Raw genomic sequence first — 15649 nt, 5'->3', positions numbered from 1 at the left:
TTTTAGGATTCTGGTGGTTGAATCGTCAGGCGATTTTCGCGCACTGTGAGCCAGGCCCCCAAAGCGCCGCACAACGCCACCATGCCCATGCCCACAAAGGTCCACTGATCGGGCAGGTGGTCAAAGACGACCCAGCCTCCCAACACCCCAAAGCCGATCTGTGTGTACATATAGGGTGTGAGCGTGGCTGCCGGGGCTCGGCCATAAGCCAGGATCAGGAAAAAATGCCCAATGGTGGCCAGCACGCCCATCAGCAAAAGCTGTAGCCAGATGGTCCAGTCATGCGGCATTTCCCAAACAAAGGGCAGGATCATGGAGGCCAAAATCGTGCCGATCCAGCCGGTGTACAGGTGCATGGTGATCGGGTCTTCGGTTTTGGCCATCTTGCTTGTCAGGATCTGGAAACCCGAGTTGGTCACCACCAGCATCAGGGGCAAGATCACCGTCCAGTCAAAGTGGTGGCTGCCGGGGCGGATGATGACCAAGGTGCCTGCAAACCCGCCCACCACCAGCAGCCAGCGCAGGGGGCGAATCTGTTCCTTGAGCATGCAGGCCGCGAACAAGGTGATGACCAGTGGCGCCAGCAGCGCAATGGCCGTGAACTCGCCCACGGGCATGTATTTGAGGCTGTAAAACGCCAAAATGCTGCAGGCAAAAAGGAGCATGCCCCGGGCCCATTGAAAACGCGGGTGCAGGGTGTGCAGCACCTTGACCCCGCGTCCCGGCCAGACGACCACCGTGGTGATCACCGCCTGGATGGCATAGCGAAACCACAGGGCCACCAGCAAGGGGGTGCTGGTGCTGATGTGTCGGGTGGTGGTGTCCAGTGAGGCAAAACAGGCCAGCGCAAGCACGGCAAAACCAATGCCTTGAAGGGTGTGGTGCGCGGACTTGTTCACTGAATGCGGTCAGCCAGCAGTTCCCATACTGGGGTCAATTGGCTGGGCAGCCAGGGCAGGGTGCCCAGGTCGATGCGGCTCTCGTCGGGGCTGTGGAAGTCACTGCCGCGTGACGCGGCCAAGCCAAACTCCAGCGCTGTCTCGGCGTAACGTACGGCCTCTTGAGACGAGTGGCTGCCGGTGATGACTTCGACCCCGCGCCCGCCATGGGCTTTGAATTCGCTGAACAGGGCGTACTCTTCGTTGGGGGTGAAGCCATAGCGTGCTGGGTGGGCGATCACGGCCATGCCGCCTGCATCGGTGATCCATTGCACCGCCTCTTGCAGGCGTGCCCAGCGGTGTGGCACGTAGCCGGGTTTGCCTTCGGTCAGGAATTTGCGGAACACCTCCGAGGTGTCGCTGCACACGCCCGTGTCCACCAGATGTCGGGCGAAGTGGGTGCGCGAGATCAGTTCCGGGTTGCCCACGTACTTCAAGGCACCTTCGTAGCAGTTGAGGATGCCGACTTTGGCCAGTCCTTCGGACATTTCCTGGGCACGTTCGCTGCGGCCACCGCGTGTGCGGCGCAAACCTTCGGTCAGGGCGGTGTTGAGGTGGTCAAAGCCCAAACCGACGATGTGCACCGTCTGATTGGCAAAGGTGACCGAAATTTCAGTGCCCGTGAGGTACGGCAGTCCCAAAGCCCGTGCGGCGGTCAAAGCCCGCTGCTGGCCGCCAACTTCATCGTGGTCGGTCAAGGCCCAGAGTTCAACGCCATTGGCTTTGGCGCGTTCGGCCAGGACTTCGGGGGTGAGGGTGCCGTCAGAGATGACGGAATGGCAGTGCAGGTCGGCGTTCATGATGGATTCCACAGTTCATTTTAGGCGCATGCGCCGTGGTGCCCGATGCAGGCCTGCAATGACCCACCAAAATGGGGAAACCGCAACTCGAGCGCGAGTGTTTGGTGAACAGCCTTGCACCCGGTCGGGGTGTTGTGCCTGGCCGATAATCGTGCCATGAACCTGATGACCCTGCCGGAGCCTGCGACATGGCACTGATGATCACCGACGAATGCATCAACTGCGATGTGTGTGAGCCCGAATGCCCGAATCAGGCGATTTATCTGGGCGAAGAAATCTATGAAATCGACCCCAGCAAGTGCACCGAGTGCGTGGGGCATTTTGATGAACCGCAGTGTGTTCAGGTCTGCCCGGTGGCATGCATTCCAGTTAACCCACAGCATGTGGAAAGCCAGGAATCCTTGTGGGCCAAATACCGGCGCCTGCAAAAACCGTAAAAGCGGTTTGAGCCCATTCCTGCCCTTGCCATGGCGGACAGCAAGTCCCGCTGGCTTTCACGCTGCCGCAGGGGTTTCCGGTGGTGTCAGTTTGGCGGGCTTGGGCGGTTTGGGGCGCGGGGGCTTGCTGGTGTGGATTTGGGCCATGGCTTTTTCCATGTCGCCCGCCAGCAGCAAAGGCAAGGCCTTGACGGAACGGGCGATGCTGTCTTCGATGGCCTGACGGTGTTCTGCCATCGGTTTTTTCAACACCCAGTTCACCACTTCTGCTTTGACCCCCGGATGGCCCACGCCAATGCGCAGGCGCCAATAGTCGGCTGTTCCCAACTGGGCATGGATGTCGCGCAGCCCATTGTGTCCGGCATGGCTGCCGCCCAGCTTGAGTTTGGCTTCGCCTGGCGCAATGTCGAGTTCGTCGTGCGCCACCAGAATTTCTTGCGGCTGGATTTTGAAGAACCTGGCCAAGGCGCTGACTGATTTGCCCGACAAATTCATGAAAGTTTGCGGCTCCAGCAGCCACAGGTTTTGCCCATTGACCGTGGTCCGGGCCATCAGGCCATGGTAGCTGCGCTCGGGCACCAGGGACACCTTGAGTTCGCGGGCGACCGCATCCATCCACCAGAAACCGGCGTTGTGCCGTGTGTCTTCGTATTCACTGCCGGGATTGCCCAGGCCGACTAAGAGTTTGATCATGGGTCTGGATTATCCCTGTCCCAAGCATCGTGCCCTGACGCCGACGGCCCGCCCATGTCGGGGTCTTAGACCGCTGACCTACGAGGTCAGATGGTTGCTGTAGGGCGGTACTCGAAGAGTCCGACAATGCTTGTGCACCGAAGTCATCGACACGGGCATTGCCACATGGCAGACGGGTCGACAAGGGGCGTTGTGGGTGGATTCAGCAGGTGTCGGGGTCCTCGACCACCGACATGTCACAGCCGCTCTTGACGCTTGATCAAGCGAACTCGACCAATGCTTTTTTCATTTTTTTCATGGCTGCGACTTCGATCTGGCGAATGCGTTCGGCGCTCACGCCATACTCATCCGCCAAGTCGTGGAGCGTCATGCCGCCCGAACCGTTGTCGTTGACCTTGAGCCAGCGCTCTTCCACGATGCGGCGGCTGCGTTCGTCCAGTGCGTTGAGCGCCGTGGCCAGACCGTCGCTGGCCATCACGTCACGCTGGTGCGCTTCGATCATGGCGGTGGGCTCATGGTTCACGTCAGCCAAGTAAGCGATCGGGCCAAATGCCTGTTCGCCGTCATCAGAGGGTGCCGGGTCCAGCAGCACATCGCCACCGGACATGCGCATTTCCATTTCCCGTACCTCTTCGCGCTTGACATTCAGGCTGTGCGCCATTGAGTCGACCTGGTCTGGCGTCAGGGTGTCGCGGTGTGTGCCCACATCTGCGTCGGCCTTGAAACCCTGCTTCATTGAGCGCAGGTTGAAAAACAGCTTGCGCTGAGCCTTCGTAGTGGCCACTTTGACCATGCGCCAGTTTTTCAGGATGTACTCGTGAATTTCTGCCTTGATCCAGTGCAGCGCGTAGCTGACCAGACGCACGCCCTGATCGGGATCAAAGCGCTTGACGGCTTTCATCAGGCCCACATTGCCTTCCTGAATCAGGTCGCCGTGGGGCAGGCCGTAACCGAGGTATTGGCGCGACACCGACACCACCAGGCGCAGGTGCGAGAGCACCAGTTTGCGGGCGGCTTCGAGGTCGTCGTTGGCTTTGAGTTGGCGGGCGGCCTCTTGCTCTTCCTCAAGGGTGAGCATGGGCATGCGGTTGACCGCGGAGATGTACGCATCCAGGTGACCCAGCGAAGGCACCACGGCCCAAGGATTGGTCAATGCGATAGCTTGGGTGGGGGATCCAGTTTGAACAGACATACCAGAACTCCTTTCAGAGAATTCCTTGAATATTAGCACTCTCCTGGGTGGAGTGCTAAATCGGAGGGCCTACACCCTGGAGTAATTAGGGTTAACCCTTGATTTGTCGAGGTGTTACTTCTGGAGCGCTTCTTTTTAGTTCAGCAGCGCCTGGGCAAACTCCCGGGCATCGAAGGTTTCCAGGTCTTGCAGTTGCTCGCCCACCCCAATGAAATAGACCGGGATCGGCCTCTCGCGTGCAATGGCGCACAGAACGCCGCCTTTGGCGGTGCCGTCCAGTTTGGTCACGATCAGGCCGGTCAGGCCCAGGGTTTCGTCAAAGGCTTTGACCTGGGCCAGGGCGTTTTGGCCGGTGTTGCCATCGATCACCAGCAAGACCTCGTGCGGTGCCGTGGCATCGGCTTTTTGAACCACGCGTTTGATTTTTTTCAGCTCTTCCATCAGGTGTTGCTGGGTGGGCAGGCGTCCGGCGGTGTCCACCAGCACCAGATCCCTGCCCCGGGCGCGCCCAGCGGTCACTGCGTCAAAGCTCACGGCCGCCGGGTCGCCACCTTGCTGGCTGACGATTTCCACCGTGTTGCGGTCGGCCCAGACGGCCAACTGCTCTTTGGCCGCAGCGCGGAAGGTGTCGGCAGCGGCCAGCAACACGCTCAAGCCGTCATCGGCCAGGTGTTTGGTGAGCTTGCCAATCGAGGTGGTTTTGCCTGCGCCGTTGACGCCCGCGACCATGATGACGGTCGGGTGGTGGGCACCGATTTCGAGCGGTTTTTGCAGCGGTTGCAGCAAATCGGCAATGGCATCTGCCAGCAAAGCCTTGACTTCGGGGGGCTGCGTGGCTTTGGCTTCCTTGACCCGGCGTTTCAGGTCTTGCAGCAAATACTCGGTCGCCTTGACGCCGGTGTCGGCCATCAGCAAGGCGGTTTCCAGTTCCTCGTACAGGTCGTCGTCAATGCGGGTGCCCGTGAAGACGGTGGTGATGTTGGAGCCGGTTTTGCGCAAACCGGCCTTGAGCCGATCCATCCAGCCTTGTCGCGCAGCGGGCGCAGGCACGTTGGCGTCTGTTGCTTGTGCACTGGACACGTCGGTGGAGCTGGCTATCGCTACAGGCGGTTTGACCGGGGCCATTGGCGCTTGAGTGGGGGCAGCAGCAGGGGATTGGACGTCAGGGGGAGGGGATTTTTTTTTGAAGAAACTGAACATGGCTGGGTTTTCAAGGATCATGCATTCTATGAAACCCCACTTTCTTTCCGGAATTTTCCTGAGTGCCACCTTGCTGGCATCCCCATTGACCTTGTGGGCGCAGACATCCACCAGCCCCGTCAGTCAAACGGGCAAGCCCGGCATTACCAGCAACGCAGCAGCTGCCTCGGTTCAGACATTCACCTTGGCCAACGGCATGAGCTTGTGGGTCAAGCCCGACCGCCGTGCCCCCACGGCCGTGCACATGGTCTGGCTGCGTGTGGGCGCCATGGACGAGGTGGATGGCACCAGCGGCGTGGCCCATGTGCTGGAACACATGCTGTTCAAGGGCACTCCTTTGTTGCCTGCGGGCGAGTTTTCGCGCCGGGTGGCCGCTTTGGGGGGGCGCGAAAACGCCTTCACCTCCAAAGACTACACCGGCTACTACCAGCAGATTCCGTCCAACCAGCTCGAAGCGGTGATGCGTTTGGAGGCTGACCGCTTTGCCAACAACCAATGGCCTGACGCCGAATTTGCCAAAGAACTCGAGGTCGTCAAGGAAGAGCGCCGCATGCGCACCGAAGACAACCCTCGAGCGCAATTGCATGAAATCCTGTCGGCCACGGCCTTGATGGCCTCGCCTTACCGTCGTCCCATCGTGGGCTGGATGAGCGACCTCGATGCCATGACGGCGCAAGACGCCCGCGACTTTTTCCGCAAGTGGTACACCCCTGCCAATGCCGTGGTGGTGGTGGCTGGAGATGTGGACCCGGCACAAGTCAAAGCCTTGGCCGATCGCTACTACGGCGGTATCACCGGGGGGGCCGTGGCTGAACGCAAGCCGCAGCAAGAGCCCGCGCAACAAGGCGTGCGGCGTTTTGAATTCAAGGCCCCAGCGGAACAGTCTTATGTCACTTTGGCGTTCAAAGTGCCGCGTTTGGCCAGCCTGGACGTCACGCCAGAGCATGACGATGCGCTGGCCTTGACGGTGCTCGCGGCCGTGCTGGATGGCTACAGCGGTGCCCGTTTGGAGCGGACGCTGACCCAAGGCGAGAACCGCCTGGCCGACAGCGTGGGTGCACACAACGGCTTGATGGGCCGTGGCCCGCAGTTCTTTTATCTGGACGGTGTGCCCGCCAAAGGGCAGACCTCTGAAGCGCTGGAGGCTGCATTGCGCGCACAAGTTCAGCGCGTGGCCGAGCAAGGCGTGGCCGAACATGAATTGCAGCGCGTCAAAACCCAGTGGGTCGCCAGTGAAATCTACAAACTGGACTCGGTCTTTAACCAGGCCCGAGAGTTGGGCGTGGCCTGGGTTTTGGGCATGCCCCCCGATCAAAGCACGCAAATCATGGCCCGTTTGCGCCAGGTGACGGCTGCACAGGTGCAAGCCGTGGCTCAAAAATACTTTGGCGATGACAGCCTCACCGTGGGCATCCTGCGTCCCCAAGCGCTGTCAGGCAAGCCCCGTCCACGCCGTGCCCCTGCGGGTGCGCGGCATTGAGCGCGTTGTGCTTGACCCTCGTTACCCCATGAAAGTGAATTTCTACATGTCCAAGATGTTGTCATTGCCTGCGGCACCGGTTCTTCGGCTGCGTTCGGTGTTGGTGGGGGCCAGCCTGTGCTGTGCAGCTTGGGCGCAAGCAGCCTTGCCCATCGCGCACTGGACGCAAGCCAGCGGTGCGCGGGTGTACCTGGTCGAAACCCATGCCCTTCCGATGGTGGATGTGCAGATTGACCTGGACGCGGGCAGCCGCCGTGACCCTGCAGCCCAAGCGGGTTTGGCTTCGGTCATGGCCGGGCAAATGGCCAGTGGCCTGCGTGCCGATCCGTCTGGAAAAGGGCCGTATGCCCAGGCCCTCGATGAAAACCAAATCGGCGAGGCATGGGCCGATTTGGGCGCCAGTTTTGGCGGCAGCGCCAGCGGTGACCGCTTGAGTTTTTCCTTGCGCAGTTTGAGCTACCCGGATTTGCTGAGCAAGGCGGTGGCCCTGGCCGCAAGGCAAATGGCGCATCCGGCCTTTCCCGAAATGGTCTGGGTGCGGGACCGGGAAAAGCTGTCGGCCAGCCTGCGTGAATCTTTGACCCAGCCCGGCACCGTGGCACAAAACCGTTTTGCGCAGGCCGTGTATGGGCCGCACCCTTACGGCTACCGAGCGACGCCCGAGTCCTTGTCACGCATCACCGCGCAAGATTTGCGTGCCCTGCACGGCAAAGCACTGCGGGTTTGCCAGGCATCGGTCAGCGTGGTGGGCGACATGACGCGTGCGCAGGCCGATGACCTGGTCAAACGCCTGCTGGCGCTGTGGCCCAGCGAGTCGGGTTGCCAGCCCTCGCCCGCAGTGCCTGAAGTGGCCGCTTTGACCCAGGCCCAGGATTTGACGGTGCCTTTTGACTCGGCACAAGCCCAGGTACTGATGGGCCAGCCCGGTTACAAGCGCAACGACCCCGACTTTTTCCCCCTGCTGGTGGGCAACCACATTCTGGGCGGTGGCGGTTTTGTCTCGCGCCTGACCGAACAGGTGCGCGAAAAGCGGGGCCTGAGTTACAGCGTTTACAGCTATTTTTCGCCGGGCTTGCATGCCGGGGCCTTCACGGTGGGTTTGCAAACCCGTCCTGACCAAGCTGCTCAAGCATTGCAGGTGGCCAAAGATGTGGTGCAAACCTTCGTGCGCGAAGGCCCGACCGAGGCTGAATTGAAAGCGGCCCAATCGAATCTGATCGGTGGCTTTGCTCTGCGCATCGACAGCAACCGCAAACTGCTGGACAACGTGGCCAACATCGCCTGGAATCGACTGCCCTTGAATTACCTGGACACCTGGACGCAGCAGGTCGAGCGCGTGACTGCTGCCGATGTGCGCCGGGCCATGGCGCGGGTGTTGCAACCCGAGCGCATGGTCACCGTGGTGTTGGGCGCCAGCGCGCCCTGAATGATCGGACACACCGCGTTACAACTGCACCCAGCACTTCGTCCTCACCAAGTCATCGGGCCGCGTTGTAGTTGCAAGTCCAACAAGGTGTTGGGCTTCAAACCTGAATGAAAGAAGTCTTCTCATGAACAAGTTGCTCGCTACCCTGGTTGCCGGTTTCTTCGCTGCCGGTGCATTCGCTCAAGCGCCTGCCGCCCCAGCGGCGACCGCCACACCCGCAGCAGTTGCTGCGCCCGCCAAGGCTGACATGAAAGATGCCAAGGCCGAAGCCAAAGCGGCCAAAGCCGAGAAAAAAGCCGCCGCCAAAGCTGAACAGAAAGCTGCCAAAGAAGCTGCAGCCAAGTCCGCAGACAAAGCAGCCGCTCCTGTCACCAAAGGCGCTGAAAAGGCAGCCCCCAAAGCAGAAGTGAAAACTGACGTCAAAGCCCCACAAGGCAAATAAGCGGTGAACGCCAGACACACAGTCTGGCGTCGCATGAGGCATGCGACCCTGCCCTGAAAAACCAGCCGAGTGCTGGTTTTTTCTTGCCCTGGCCGAAGCAAAAAACGTCGGAGCTGAAGCTACCGACCTACGGGGGGCTGTATTCGTAGGTCGGTGGTCGAAGACCCCGACATGGGGCCTGTGCCGTAGTGGACAACCGTCAGAGCCGACCTGCGGGGGCCGTATTTGTCGGCGGCTTGAGCCCCGACATCGACTGTTGCCCAGGCCCGCAATCCATCCAGACCCGGTGCGCAGTCATGGCTTGCTCGCGGCCTTTACACTTGCCGCCTATGCCTCCAACTCCCAAAAAACGAACCGTGGCGTCGTCTGCGCGCAAGCCTGCAGCCAAGCCAACCACGCAGCGTGGCCCCAAGGGGCACGCCGCACACGAAGTGCGCATCATTGGTGGCCAGTGGCGCAGAACCCGCCTGAAAGTGATCGACAAGCCCGGCCTGCGCCCCACGCCCGACCGCGTGCGTGAAACCCTCTTCAACTGGCTGGGGCAAGACCTGCGCGGCTGGCGTTGTGTCGATGCCTTTGCGGGCACGGGCGCGCTCGGGTTCGAAGCGGCATCTCGCGGCGCTTCGCATGTGCTCATGCTCGAACAAGACCCTTTGCTGGTGCGTGCCCTGCAGGAATACGCTGTGCGTTTGCAGGCCGGCATGGTGCAGGTGCAACGCAGCGACGCCATCAGCGCCTTGCAGCGCTTGCCTGCGGGCAGCGTGGACCTGGTTTTCATCGATCCGCCCTTTGAGGGCCTCTTGTTTGAGCCTGCACTCCAGGCTGCTGTCAGGGCAGTGCCTGTGGGCGGCTGGATTTACCTCGAAGCCCCGGTGGTCTGGACGCCAGAAGCACTCCAGGTGCTTGGCTTGCATGCCGAGCGCCACCTCAAAGCCGGTGCGGTTCATGCGCACTTGCTCAAGCGCACTGCATAATTTTCCGACATCCATTTGCCCTGCCATTCGTCCAAGGACAAGCCCATGAGCCGATCTGTTACCGCTGTGTATTCCGGTACCTTTGACCCCATCACCCTGGGGCACGAAGACGCCATCCGCCGAGCAGCCCGGATGTTTGACCGGGTCATCATCGCTGTGGCCAAAGCCCACCACAAAAACACGATGTTTACCCTGGACGAACGGCTGGCGCTGGCGCAGGCCGCCCTGGCCGATTGCCCGAATGTCAGCGCGCTGCCTTTTGATGGCCTGATCGTGAATTTTGTGCAGGCACACAACGCCCAAGTCATCGTGCGCGGCCTGCGCTCGGTGACCGACTATGACTACGAAACCCAGATGTCGGGCATGAACCGACACCTGGCCCCCGAGCTGGACACCGTCTTCCTGCACACCAGCGCCGCCGTTCAGCACATCAGCAGCACCCTGGTGCGTGAAATCGCCAAACTGGGCGGCGACGTTTCGGGTCTGGTGTCTGCCCCTGTGCTCCAGGCCTTGCGGGCCAAGGTGACGCTCAAGGCCTGAGCCTCCCAAAATGGTCAGCCCAAGGCTTTTGGGCGGCCTGCTCGGCAGTCTGAATTCAGGGTAAATCCTGATCAAATGTCTCATGCATGGGACCTGTTTGTCCTATTGACAGAACATTAGGACTGATTGACGATCCAAAGCATGAATCCCGCCTTGCCATTGCCCAAGTACCACCAGATTTATCTGGTGCTGCGTGAGCAGTTGCGTGAAGGGCGTTTTGATGCGGGGCTGCCTGGTGAGATCGCCTTGATGGGGCAGTTTGGCGTGGCGCGTGTCACGATTCGGCGGGCCTTGTCGCAATTGGCCCAAGAGGGCCTGATTCGCCGCGAACCCGGGCGGGGTACACGGCCGGTGGCGGATCGTGCGCAAGAGGTGCAGATGCAAGCGGCCACCATGGCCACGGGGCAGCAGGCGCGCCTCACGGGACTGCTTGAAAACCTGGTGACCATGGGTTTGCGCACCAAGGTCAAGGTGTTGTCGGTGGAGCGCATGCGTGCGCCGGTGGATGTGGCGGCGGCTTTGCAATTGCAGTCGGGTGCGGCTGTGCAAAAAGCTGAGCGGGTGCGCAGCACGCCTGAAGGCCCGCTGTCCCACATCACCACCTGGGTGCCTGAATCAATTTCTGCGGGCTTTGGCAAACGCGAGCTGGCGCAAAAGCCCATCCTGGTGTTGCTCGAAGAGTCGGGTGTCAAAGTAGGGCGGGCCGAACAAACCATTTCGGCCCGGCTGGCCGATGTGCTCATGGCCCAGCACCTGGATGTTGCCGTCGGATCGGCCTTGTTGGCGGTGCGGCGTTTGATTTACGACGAGGATGACCGTCCCGTCCAATGGCTGCATGGCCTGTACCGACCGGACCGGTACGAATACCAGATGCAGCTGTCGCGCGTTGGCAGCATCGATGCCAAGGTGTGGGTGAGCCAAGAGTTGTCCGCCAACTTTCATTGACCTTCACAAAAAGGATGTTTCCATGACCACACGTCGCCATTTCATGGGCCAGTCTGCAGCCGCAGCCTCGGCACTCGCGTTTCCGTTGGTGGGAGGGGCGCAACCCAAGCCCGTCAAAGTCGGTGTTTTGCACCCCGTAACGGGCGCTTTGGCTTACTCGGGCCAGCAGTGCCGCATGGGTGCGCAAATGGCGATCGACGACATCAACAAGGCCGGTGGCATCAAGTCACTGGGTGGCGCCAAGATCGAGGCCATGCTGGGCGATGCACAGTCCAATCCGCAAGCAGGCATTGCCGAAATCGAGAAGATGAACGAGGCCGGTGTCAGCGCTGTCGTCGGTGCCTTTGCATCCGCCATTTGCCTGGCCACCACACAAGCCGCCGCCAAATACAACCTGCCCCATGTGGTGGACGTGGGCGTGGCCGATCAGATCGTCGAGCGCGGCCTGAAAAACACTTTCCGCTTTGGCCCTGGCTACAAGAAAAGCGCCGAGGTGGCGGTGGCCAGTTTGCACGCCCTGAACACCGCCGCAGGCAAACCCGCCCGCACCGTGATGATCGTGCACGAAGAGTCGCTGTTTGGCACCGGCACTGCCAACCTGCTGGCCAAAGAGTTGCCTGGTTATGGCTACGAAGTCAAAGAGATCATCAAGCACGCCAACCCCACGCGTGACTTCAACAACATCGCGCTGCGCATCAAGCAGGTCAATCCTGACATCCTGATCCCGGCCAATTACTACAACGAATACGCCTTGCTGGTGCGCACCTTGCAGCAGCAAAAAATCACGCCCAAGGCCATTTGTTCGGTGTTGGGCGGTGCGGCTTCGAGCTACAAGTTTGTCAAGGAATTTCCCGAAGCGGCCAACGGCATCATCGACTGCAACCATTGGTTCAACCCCAGGGACAAGCGCTCGGCCGAACTCAAAAAACGTGTCGAAGCGCAAGGCCAGTTCTTCAGCTACGAAGTGTTCATGACCTACACCGCCATGATGCTGCTGGCCGATGCCATTGAGCGCGCCAAGTCGCCAGACCGTGCGGCCATCACCGACGCGCTGGCTTCGAGCAAGTTTGCCAACCACATCATGCCGTATGGCCCGACGCAGTTTGTGAATGGGCAGAACATGGGTGCGCAACCTTTGATGACCCAAGTTCAAAAAGGTGACATCAAGGTGATCGTGCCGCGCGATTACCGCGAGGCAGAGCCGATCTTCCCGCTCAAGGGCTGATCTGGCGTTGAACTGGAAGATCCCCGATGCTCGACTTGAACATCCTGTTTCCGTCAGTGCTCAACGGCATCACCACCGGTGCCGTGTACGCGCTCATTGCGCTGGGCCTGACGCTGATTTATGGCGTCCTGCACATCATCAATTTCGCGCATGGCGCGGCTTTGATGGTGGCGCTGTACGGTGTCTACATGCTCAAGGAAAAGCTCGGGGTCGACCCCTACCTGGCCTTGCCCATCATGGTGCCCGCCATGTTTGTGCTGGGCTATGCCTTGCAGCGCGGCGTCATCAACCGCGCCAGCCACGGCAAGGACGAAAACATTTTGCTGGTCACGCTGGGCCTGTCCATCGTGCTGGAAAACCTGGCGCTGTTGTTCTTCAAGTCCGACACCCGCAGCATCGACACGGCGTACACCTTGAGCACGGTCGAGATCGGCCCGGCCTTCATCGCCTTGCCCAAGCTGGTGGCTTTTGGTGGGGCTCTGGTGGTGTCGGCGGTGCTGCTGTGGATCGTGCAAAAAACCGATCTTGGCCGCGCCATCCGTGCGGTGTCCAAAGAAAAGCAGGGTGCCCGTTTGATGGGCATCGATGTGGACCATGTGTACGCCATGTGCTTTGGTTTGGGCCTGGCCAGCCTCGGAGCCGCAGCTTGCTTTTTGATGCCGGCCTATTACGTCAACCCGCAGGTGGGCAACGGCTTTGTGTTGGTGGCCTTCACCATCGTGGTGCTGGGCGGTATGGGCAGTTTTGCTGGCGCCTTGCTGGGCGGTTTGCTGATTGGTGTGGTCGAGTCGCTGGGCGGTTTGCTGCTGGGTGAATCGCTCGGGCAAGTGGGTATTTTTGTGATCTTCATTGCGGTGCTGATGCTCAGGCCGCAAGGATTTTTTGGAGCGAAGGCATGAAAGACTTTCGCGCCATTGTGCTGTTTGTGCTGGTCATCGGCGCTGTCCCGTTTTTCACCCAATCGGGTGTGGTGCTCAACTTCGTCATGACGGCTTTGTATGCCTGCCTGCTCTCGCAGGCCTGGAACGTGCTGGGTGGTTTCGGCGGGCAATTTTCTTTCGGGCATGCGCTGTTTTTTGGCACTGGGGCTTATGTCCAGGCCATCGCGCAAATGCAGTGGGGCCTGAACCCTTGGCTGGCCCTGCCCCTGGCCATGGCCTTCTCAGCCGGTGTGGGCGCTTTTGTGGGGGCGGCTTCGTTCCGCTATGGCCTCAAGGGCTCGTACTTCGCGCTGGTCACGCTGGCCTTTGCCGAGGTGTTCCGCATCGTGGCGACTTCAGTGCCTTTCACCGGTGCCGGTGTGGGCCTGATGCTGCCGCTTCAGGAGTCGGCCGCCAACATGCAGTTTGTCAGCCGGTCGGGCTTCATCTGGCTCATGCTGGGCTTGGTCACGCTGGCGCTGGGCATCACGGCCTGGCTGCGGCACTCGCGCTTTGGTGCTTACCTGCAAGCCGTGCGCGACAACGAAGACGCGGCGCGGGCCATTGGTGTCAACCCCTTCAGCGTCAAGCTGGTGGCCACCATCTTGTCGGGTGGCTTGATGGGCGCAGGCGGCGCGTTTTACGTGCAGGTTTTTCAATACATTGACCCAGGCATTGCCTACGGCTCGCACACCTCGGTCGAGGCCTTGGTGGGGGCGATTGTGGGGGGGCTGGGCACGCTGTGGGGGCCACTGCTGGGGGCCATCAGCCTGCACATCCTGGCCGACCTCACGCGCAATTTATTCGGCCAGTTGCCGGGCATCAACATGGTGATTTACGGCTCGGTGCTGATCCTGATTGTGATGTTCTTGCCCCGAGGCATCGCAGGCCTGGGCACGATCACGCCCATGCAGTGGCTGCGTGGCAACAAATCGTCTGACGGAGACAAATCATGAGCACGCTGCTGCACATCGACGGCGTGGGCAAATCCTTTGGCGGCCTCAAAGCCGTGCAAAACGTCAGCCTGTCGGTGACCGAAGGGCGCCTGAGTGCGCTGATCGGCCCCAATGGCGCGGGCAAGACGACCTTGTTTGCGCTCATGTCGGGCTTCCTCAAACCCGACACGGGCCGTGTGGCCTTGGCGGGTCACGACATCACCGGCCAGTCGCCGCACTTGAATGCCCGCATGGGACTGACCCGCACCTTCCAGATCGTGCAACCCTTTGCCGCCCAAACCGTGCGTGAAAACATCGCCGTGGGGGCGCATCTGCATCTGCCACGCCGCGCTCAGGCCTTGGAGCAGGCCGAGTCGGTGGCGCAACAAGTGGGCCTGACACCGCAACTCGACAAGCTGGCCAGTGACCTCACGGTGGCGGGTCGCAAGCGGCTGGAGCTGGCCCGGGCGCTGGCCACGCGTCCGCGCCTTTTGTTGCTGGACGAGGTGCTGGCGGGCCTGAACCCGCAAGAGATTGCCGAGATGATTCCGGTGGTGCAGGGCATTGCGCGAAGCGGCGTGACGGTGCTCATGATCGAGCACGTCATGCAAGCGGTCATGAGCCTGGCGCAAGAAGTCTGGGTGTTGGCACAAGGCCAGTTGATCGCCCACGGCACACCGGCCGAGGTGACGAACAACCCCGCCGTGGTCGAGGCCTATCTGGGCCACGGCACGGCCGAGCGGCTGCGCAAGAGCGCCGCTCAAGGCCAGGAGGTGTTGGCATGACCGAAGCCTTGCTGGATGTGAAAGGCCTCCAATCGGGCTATGGCGCGGTCGAGGTCTTGCGCGGTGTGGATCTGCAGGTCATGCCCGGCGAGCTGGTGGCGCTGTTGGGCAGCAATGGCGCAGGCAAGACCACGCTCAACCACACGCTCAGTGGCCTGGTGGCCACCCGCGCTGGCCGGGTGCAGTTTGACGGCCACGACCTGACGGGCCAGCACAGCAAACAGGTGGTCATGCAGGGGCTCATTCAGGTGCCTGAAGGCCGCAAGGTCTTCCCCAATTTGAGCGTGCATGAGAACCTGGAGCTGGGGGCCTTCACCCGGGGTCGCGAGCGCCGAGTGCAGAACCTGGACAAGGTGTATGAAACCTTCCCGCGCCTGAAAGAGCGTGTGACGCAACTGGCTGGCACCTTGAGTGGCGGCGAGCAACAAATGCTGGCCATCGGTCGCGGCCTGATGGCCGAGCCGCGTTTGCTGATTCTGGACGAGCCCTCATTGGGTTTGTCGCCGTTGCTGGTGGAAGAGATGTTTGGCCTGATGTCGCAATTGCGCAGCAGCGGTTTGGCGGTCTTGCTGGTGGAACAAAACGTGGGCCAATCACTGGACATCGCGGACCGGGCCTATGTGATGGAAAACGGCCTCATCCGTTTCACCGGCACGCCCTCTGAACTGCTGGCCAGCGACACGCTGAGACAAGCCTATCTGGGCATGTGAGGACAGC

17 protein-coding genes are annotated in these 15649 nt (G+C 60.9%); 12 read left to right on the top strand and 5 right to left on the bottom strand.

Annotated elements, in window-relative coordinates; genetic code table 11:
• Positions 1 to 2 precede the first annotated feature (2 nt).
• Entirely contained in the window at positions 3 to 899 is an 897-nt protein-coding gene (locus tag B9Z51_RS09840; protein ID WP_108374093.1) for a DMT family transporter, read from the bottom strand.
• The gene (locus tag B9Z51_RS09835; RefSeq protein WP_108374091.1) at positions 896 to 1738 is read right to left on the bottom strand and encodes a 3',5'-nucleoside bisphosphate phosphatase; all 843 of its coding nucleotides are present in this window, start codon (positions 1736 to 1738) and stop codon (positions 896 to 898) included. The genes B9Z51_RS09840 and B9Z51_RS09835 overlap by 4 nt, the downstream gene beginning before the upstream one ends.
• 188 nt (positions 1739 to 1926) lie before the next feature.
• Here B9Z51_RS09835 and B9Z51_RS09830 point away from each other — a divergent pair, with 188 nt between their 5' ends.
• Positions 1927 to 2175, top strand: coding sequence for a YfhL family 4Fe-4S dicluster ferredoxin (locus B9Z51_RS09830; RefSeq protein WP_108374089.1), 249 nt, complete (start codon positions 1927 to 1929; stop codon positions 2173 to 2175).
• A gap of 57 nt (positions 2176 to 2232) precedes the next feature.
• Here B9Z51_RS09830 and pth read toward each other — a convergent pair whose 3' ends face one another.
• From pth to ftsY, 3 genes are all read right to left on the bottom strand, one after another.
• On the bottom strand, positions 2233 to 2868 hold the full coding sequence (pth, locus tag B9Z51_RS09825; RefSeq protein ID WP_108374087.1) for an aminoacyl-tRNA hydrolase: 636 nt from the start codon (positions 2866 to 2868) through the stop codon (positions 2233 to 2235).
• Between the two features lie 259 nt (positions 2869 to 3127).
• The gene (gene rpoH, locus B9Z51_RS09820) at positions 3128 to 4060 is read right to left on the bottom strand and encodes an RNA polymerase sigma factor RpoH (protein WP_108374085.1); all 933 of its coding nucleotides are present in this window, start codon (positions 4058 to 4060) and stop codon (positions 3128 to 3130) included.
• A gap of 135 nt (positions 4061 to 4195) precedes the next feature.
• The gene (ftsY, locus tag B9Z51_RS09815; RefSeq protein ID WP_108374929.1) at positions 4196 to 5260 is read right to left on the bottom strand and encodes a signal recognition particle-docking protein FtsY; all 1065 of its coding nucleotides are present in this window, start codon (positions 5258 to 5260) and stop codon (positions 4196 to 4198) included.
• 28 nt (positions 5261 to 5288) lie between these two features.
• On the opposite strand from ftsY, the gene B9Z51_RS09810 reads away from it, so the two are divergent.
• The 11 genes from B9Z51_RS09810 (at position 5289) to B9Z51_RS09760 (ending at position 15642) form a co-directional block, all read left to right on the top strand.
• Positions 5289 to 6740 (top strand): pitrilysin family protein, encoded by a 1452-nt coding sequence (locus B9Z51_RS09810; protein WP_108374083.1) that lies wholly within the window; start codon positions 5289 to 5291, stop codon positions 6738 to 6740.
• A gap of 55 nt (positions 6741 to 6795) precedes the next feature.
• Positions 6796 to 8166: a M16 family metallopeptidase gene (locus B9Z51_RS09805; protein ID WP_369959060.1), complete on the top strand. Its 1371-nt coding sequence runs from the start codon at positions 6796 to 6798 to the stop codon at positions 8164 to 8166.
• 124 nt (positions 8167 to 8290) lie between these two features.
• Entirely contained in the window at positions 8291 to 8608 is a 318-nt protein-coding gene (locus B9Z51_RS09800) for a cell envelope biogenesis protein TolA (RefSeq protein ID WP_108374081.1), read from the top strand.
• A gap of 329 nt (positions 8609 to 8937) precedes the next feature.
• On the top strand, positions 8938 to 9582 hold the full coding sequence (rsmD, locus tag B9Z51_RS09795) for a 16S rRNA (guanine(966)-N(2))-methyltransferase RsmD (RefSeq protein WP_108374079.1): 645 nt from the start codon (positions 8938 to 8940) through the stop codon (positions 9580 to 9582).
• Between the two features lie 45 nt (positions 9583 to 9627).
• Entirely contained in the window at positions 9628 to 10122 is a 495-nt protein-coding gene (coaD, locus tag B9Z51_RS09790; protein ID WP_108374077.1) for a pantetheine-phosphate adenylyltransferase, read from the top strand.
• Positions 10123 to 10263: 141 nt separating this feature from the next.
• Positions 10264 to 11067 (top strand): GntR family transcriptional regulator, encoded by an 804-nt coding sequence (locus B9Z51_RS09785; RefSeq protein ID WP_199227500.1) that lies wholly within the window; start codon positions 10264 to 10266, stop codon positions 11065 to 11067.
• 22 nt (positions 11068 to 11089) lie between these two features.
• A complete protein-coding gene (locus tag B9Z51_RS09780) occupies positions 11090 to 12292 on the top strand; it encodes an ABC transporter substrate-binding protein (protein ID WP_108374075.1) in 1203 nt (400 codons plus the stop codon).
• A 26-nt stretch (positions 12293 to 12318) separates the two neighbouring features.
• Positions 12319 to 13191 (top strand): branched-chain amino acid ABC transporter permease, encoded by an 873-nt coding sequence (locus B9Z51_RS09775; RefSeq protein ID WP_108374073.1) that lies wholly within the window; start codon positions 12319 to 12321, stop codon positions 13189 to 13191.
• Positions 13188 to 14168 carry a branched-chain amino acid ABC transporter permease gene (locus B9Z51_RS09770; protein ID WP_108374071.1) on the top strand — a complete coding sequence of 327 codons (981 nt, stop codon included), beginning with the start codon at positions 13188 to 13190 and terminating at the stop codon, positions 14166 to 14168. Before B9Z51_RS09775 ends, B9Z51_RS09770 begins: the two co-directional genes overlap by 4 nt.
• Positions 14165 to 14932 (top strand): ABC transporter ATP-binding protein, encoded by a 768-nt coding sequence (locus B9Z51_RS09765; protein WP_369958917.1) that lies wholly within the window; start codon positions 14165 to 14167, stop codon positions 14930 to 14932. The genes B9Z51_RS09770 and B9Z51_RS09765 overlap by 4 nt, the downstream gene beginning before the upstream one ends.
• The gene (locus B9Z51_RS09760; protein WP_108374067.1) at positions 14929 to 15642 is read left to right on the top strand and encodes an ABC transporter ATP-binding protein; all 714 of its coding nucleotides are present in this window, start codon (positions 14929 to 14931) and stop codon (positions 15640 to 15642) included. Before B9Z51_RS09765 ends, B9Z51_RS09760 begins: the two co-directional genes overlap by 4 nt.
• Positions 15643 to 15649: the final 7 nt, after the last annotated feature.

Origin of the sequence: Limnohabitans sp. T6-5, from assembly GCF_003063315.1 — a bacterium.
Taxonomy (GTDB): domain Bacteria; phylum Pseudomonadota; class Gammaproteobacteria; order Burkholderiales; family Burkholderiaceae_C; genus Limnohabitans_A.
The sequence above is the reverse complement of the archived record's forward strand: the minus strand, read 5'-3'. Positions and strand labels throughout refer to the sequence as shown.

What these genes read in the sequence shown, in the direction of transcription:
- B9Z51_RS09835 (WP_108374091.1), bottom strand. Translation starts at nt 1,738, where the DNA reads ATGAACGCCGACCTGCACTGCCATTCCGTCATCTCTGACGGCACCCTC.
- B9Z51_RS09830 (WP_108374089.1), top strand. Translation starts at nt 1,927, where the DNA reads ATGGCACTGATGATCACCGACGAATGCATCAACTGCGATGTGTGTGAG.
- pth (WP_108374087.1), bottom strand. Translation starts at nt 2,868, where the DNA reads ATGATCAAACTCTTAGTCGGCCTGGGCAATCCCGGCAGTGAATACGAA.
- rpoH (WP_108374085.1), bottom strand. Translation starts at nt 4,060, where the DNA reads ATGTCTGTTCAAACTGGATCCCCCACCCAAGCTATCGCATTGACCAAT.
- ftsY (WP_108374929.1), bottom strand. Translation starts at nt 5,260, where the DNA reads ATGTTCAGTTTCTTCAAAAAAAAATCCCCTCCCCCTGACGTCCAATCC.
- B9Z51_RS09810 (WP_108374083.1), top strand. Translation starts at nt 5,289, where the DNA reads ATGAAACCCCACTTTCTTTCCGGAATTTTCCTGAGTGCCACCTTGCTG.
- B9Z51_RS09805 (WP_369959060.1), top strand. Translation starts at nt 6,796, where the DNA reads ATGTTGTCATTGCCTGCGGCACCGGTTCTTCGGCTGCGTTCGGTGTTG.
- B9Z51_RS09800 (WP_108374081.1), top strand. Translation starts at nt 8,291, where the DNA reads ATGAACAAGTTGCTCGCTACCCTGGTTGCCGGTTTCTTCGCTGCCGGT.
- rsmD (WP_108374079.1), top strand. Translation starts at nt 8,938, where the DNA reads ATGCCTCCAACTCCCAAAAAACGAACCGTGGCGTCGTCTGCGCGCAAG.
- coaD (WP_108374077.1), top strand. Translation starts at nt 9,628, where the DNA reads ATGAGCCGATCTGTTACCGCTGTGTATTCCGGTACCTTTGACCCCATC.
- B9Z51_RS09785 (WP_199227500.1), top strand. Translation starts at nt 10,264, where the DNA reads ATGAATCCCGCCTTGCCATTGCCCAAGTACCACCAGATTTATCTGGTG.
- B9Z51_RS09780 (WP_108374075.1), top strand. Translation starts at nt 11,090, where the DNA reads ATGACCACACGTCGCCATTTCATGGGCCAGTCTGCAGCCGCAGCCTCG.
- B9Z51_RS09775 (WP_108374073.1), top strand. Translation starts at nt 12,319, where the DNA reads ATGCTCGACTTGAACATCCTGTTTCCGTCAGTGCTCAACGGCATCACC.
- B9Z51_RS09770 (WP_108374071.1), top strand. Translation starts at nt 13,188, where the DNA reads ATGAAAGACTTTCGCGCCATTGTGCTGTTTGTGCTGGTCATCGGCGCT.
- B9Z51_RS09765 (WP_369958917.1), top strand. Translation starts at nt 14,165, where the DNA reads ATGAGCACGCTGCTGCACATCGACGGCGTGGGCAAATCCTTTGGCGGC.
- B9Z51_RS09760 (WP_108374067.1), top strand. Translation starts at nt 14,929, where the DNA reads ATGACCGAAGCCTTGCTGGATGTGAAAGGCCTCCAATCGGGCTATGGC.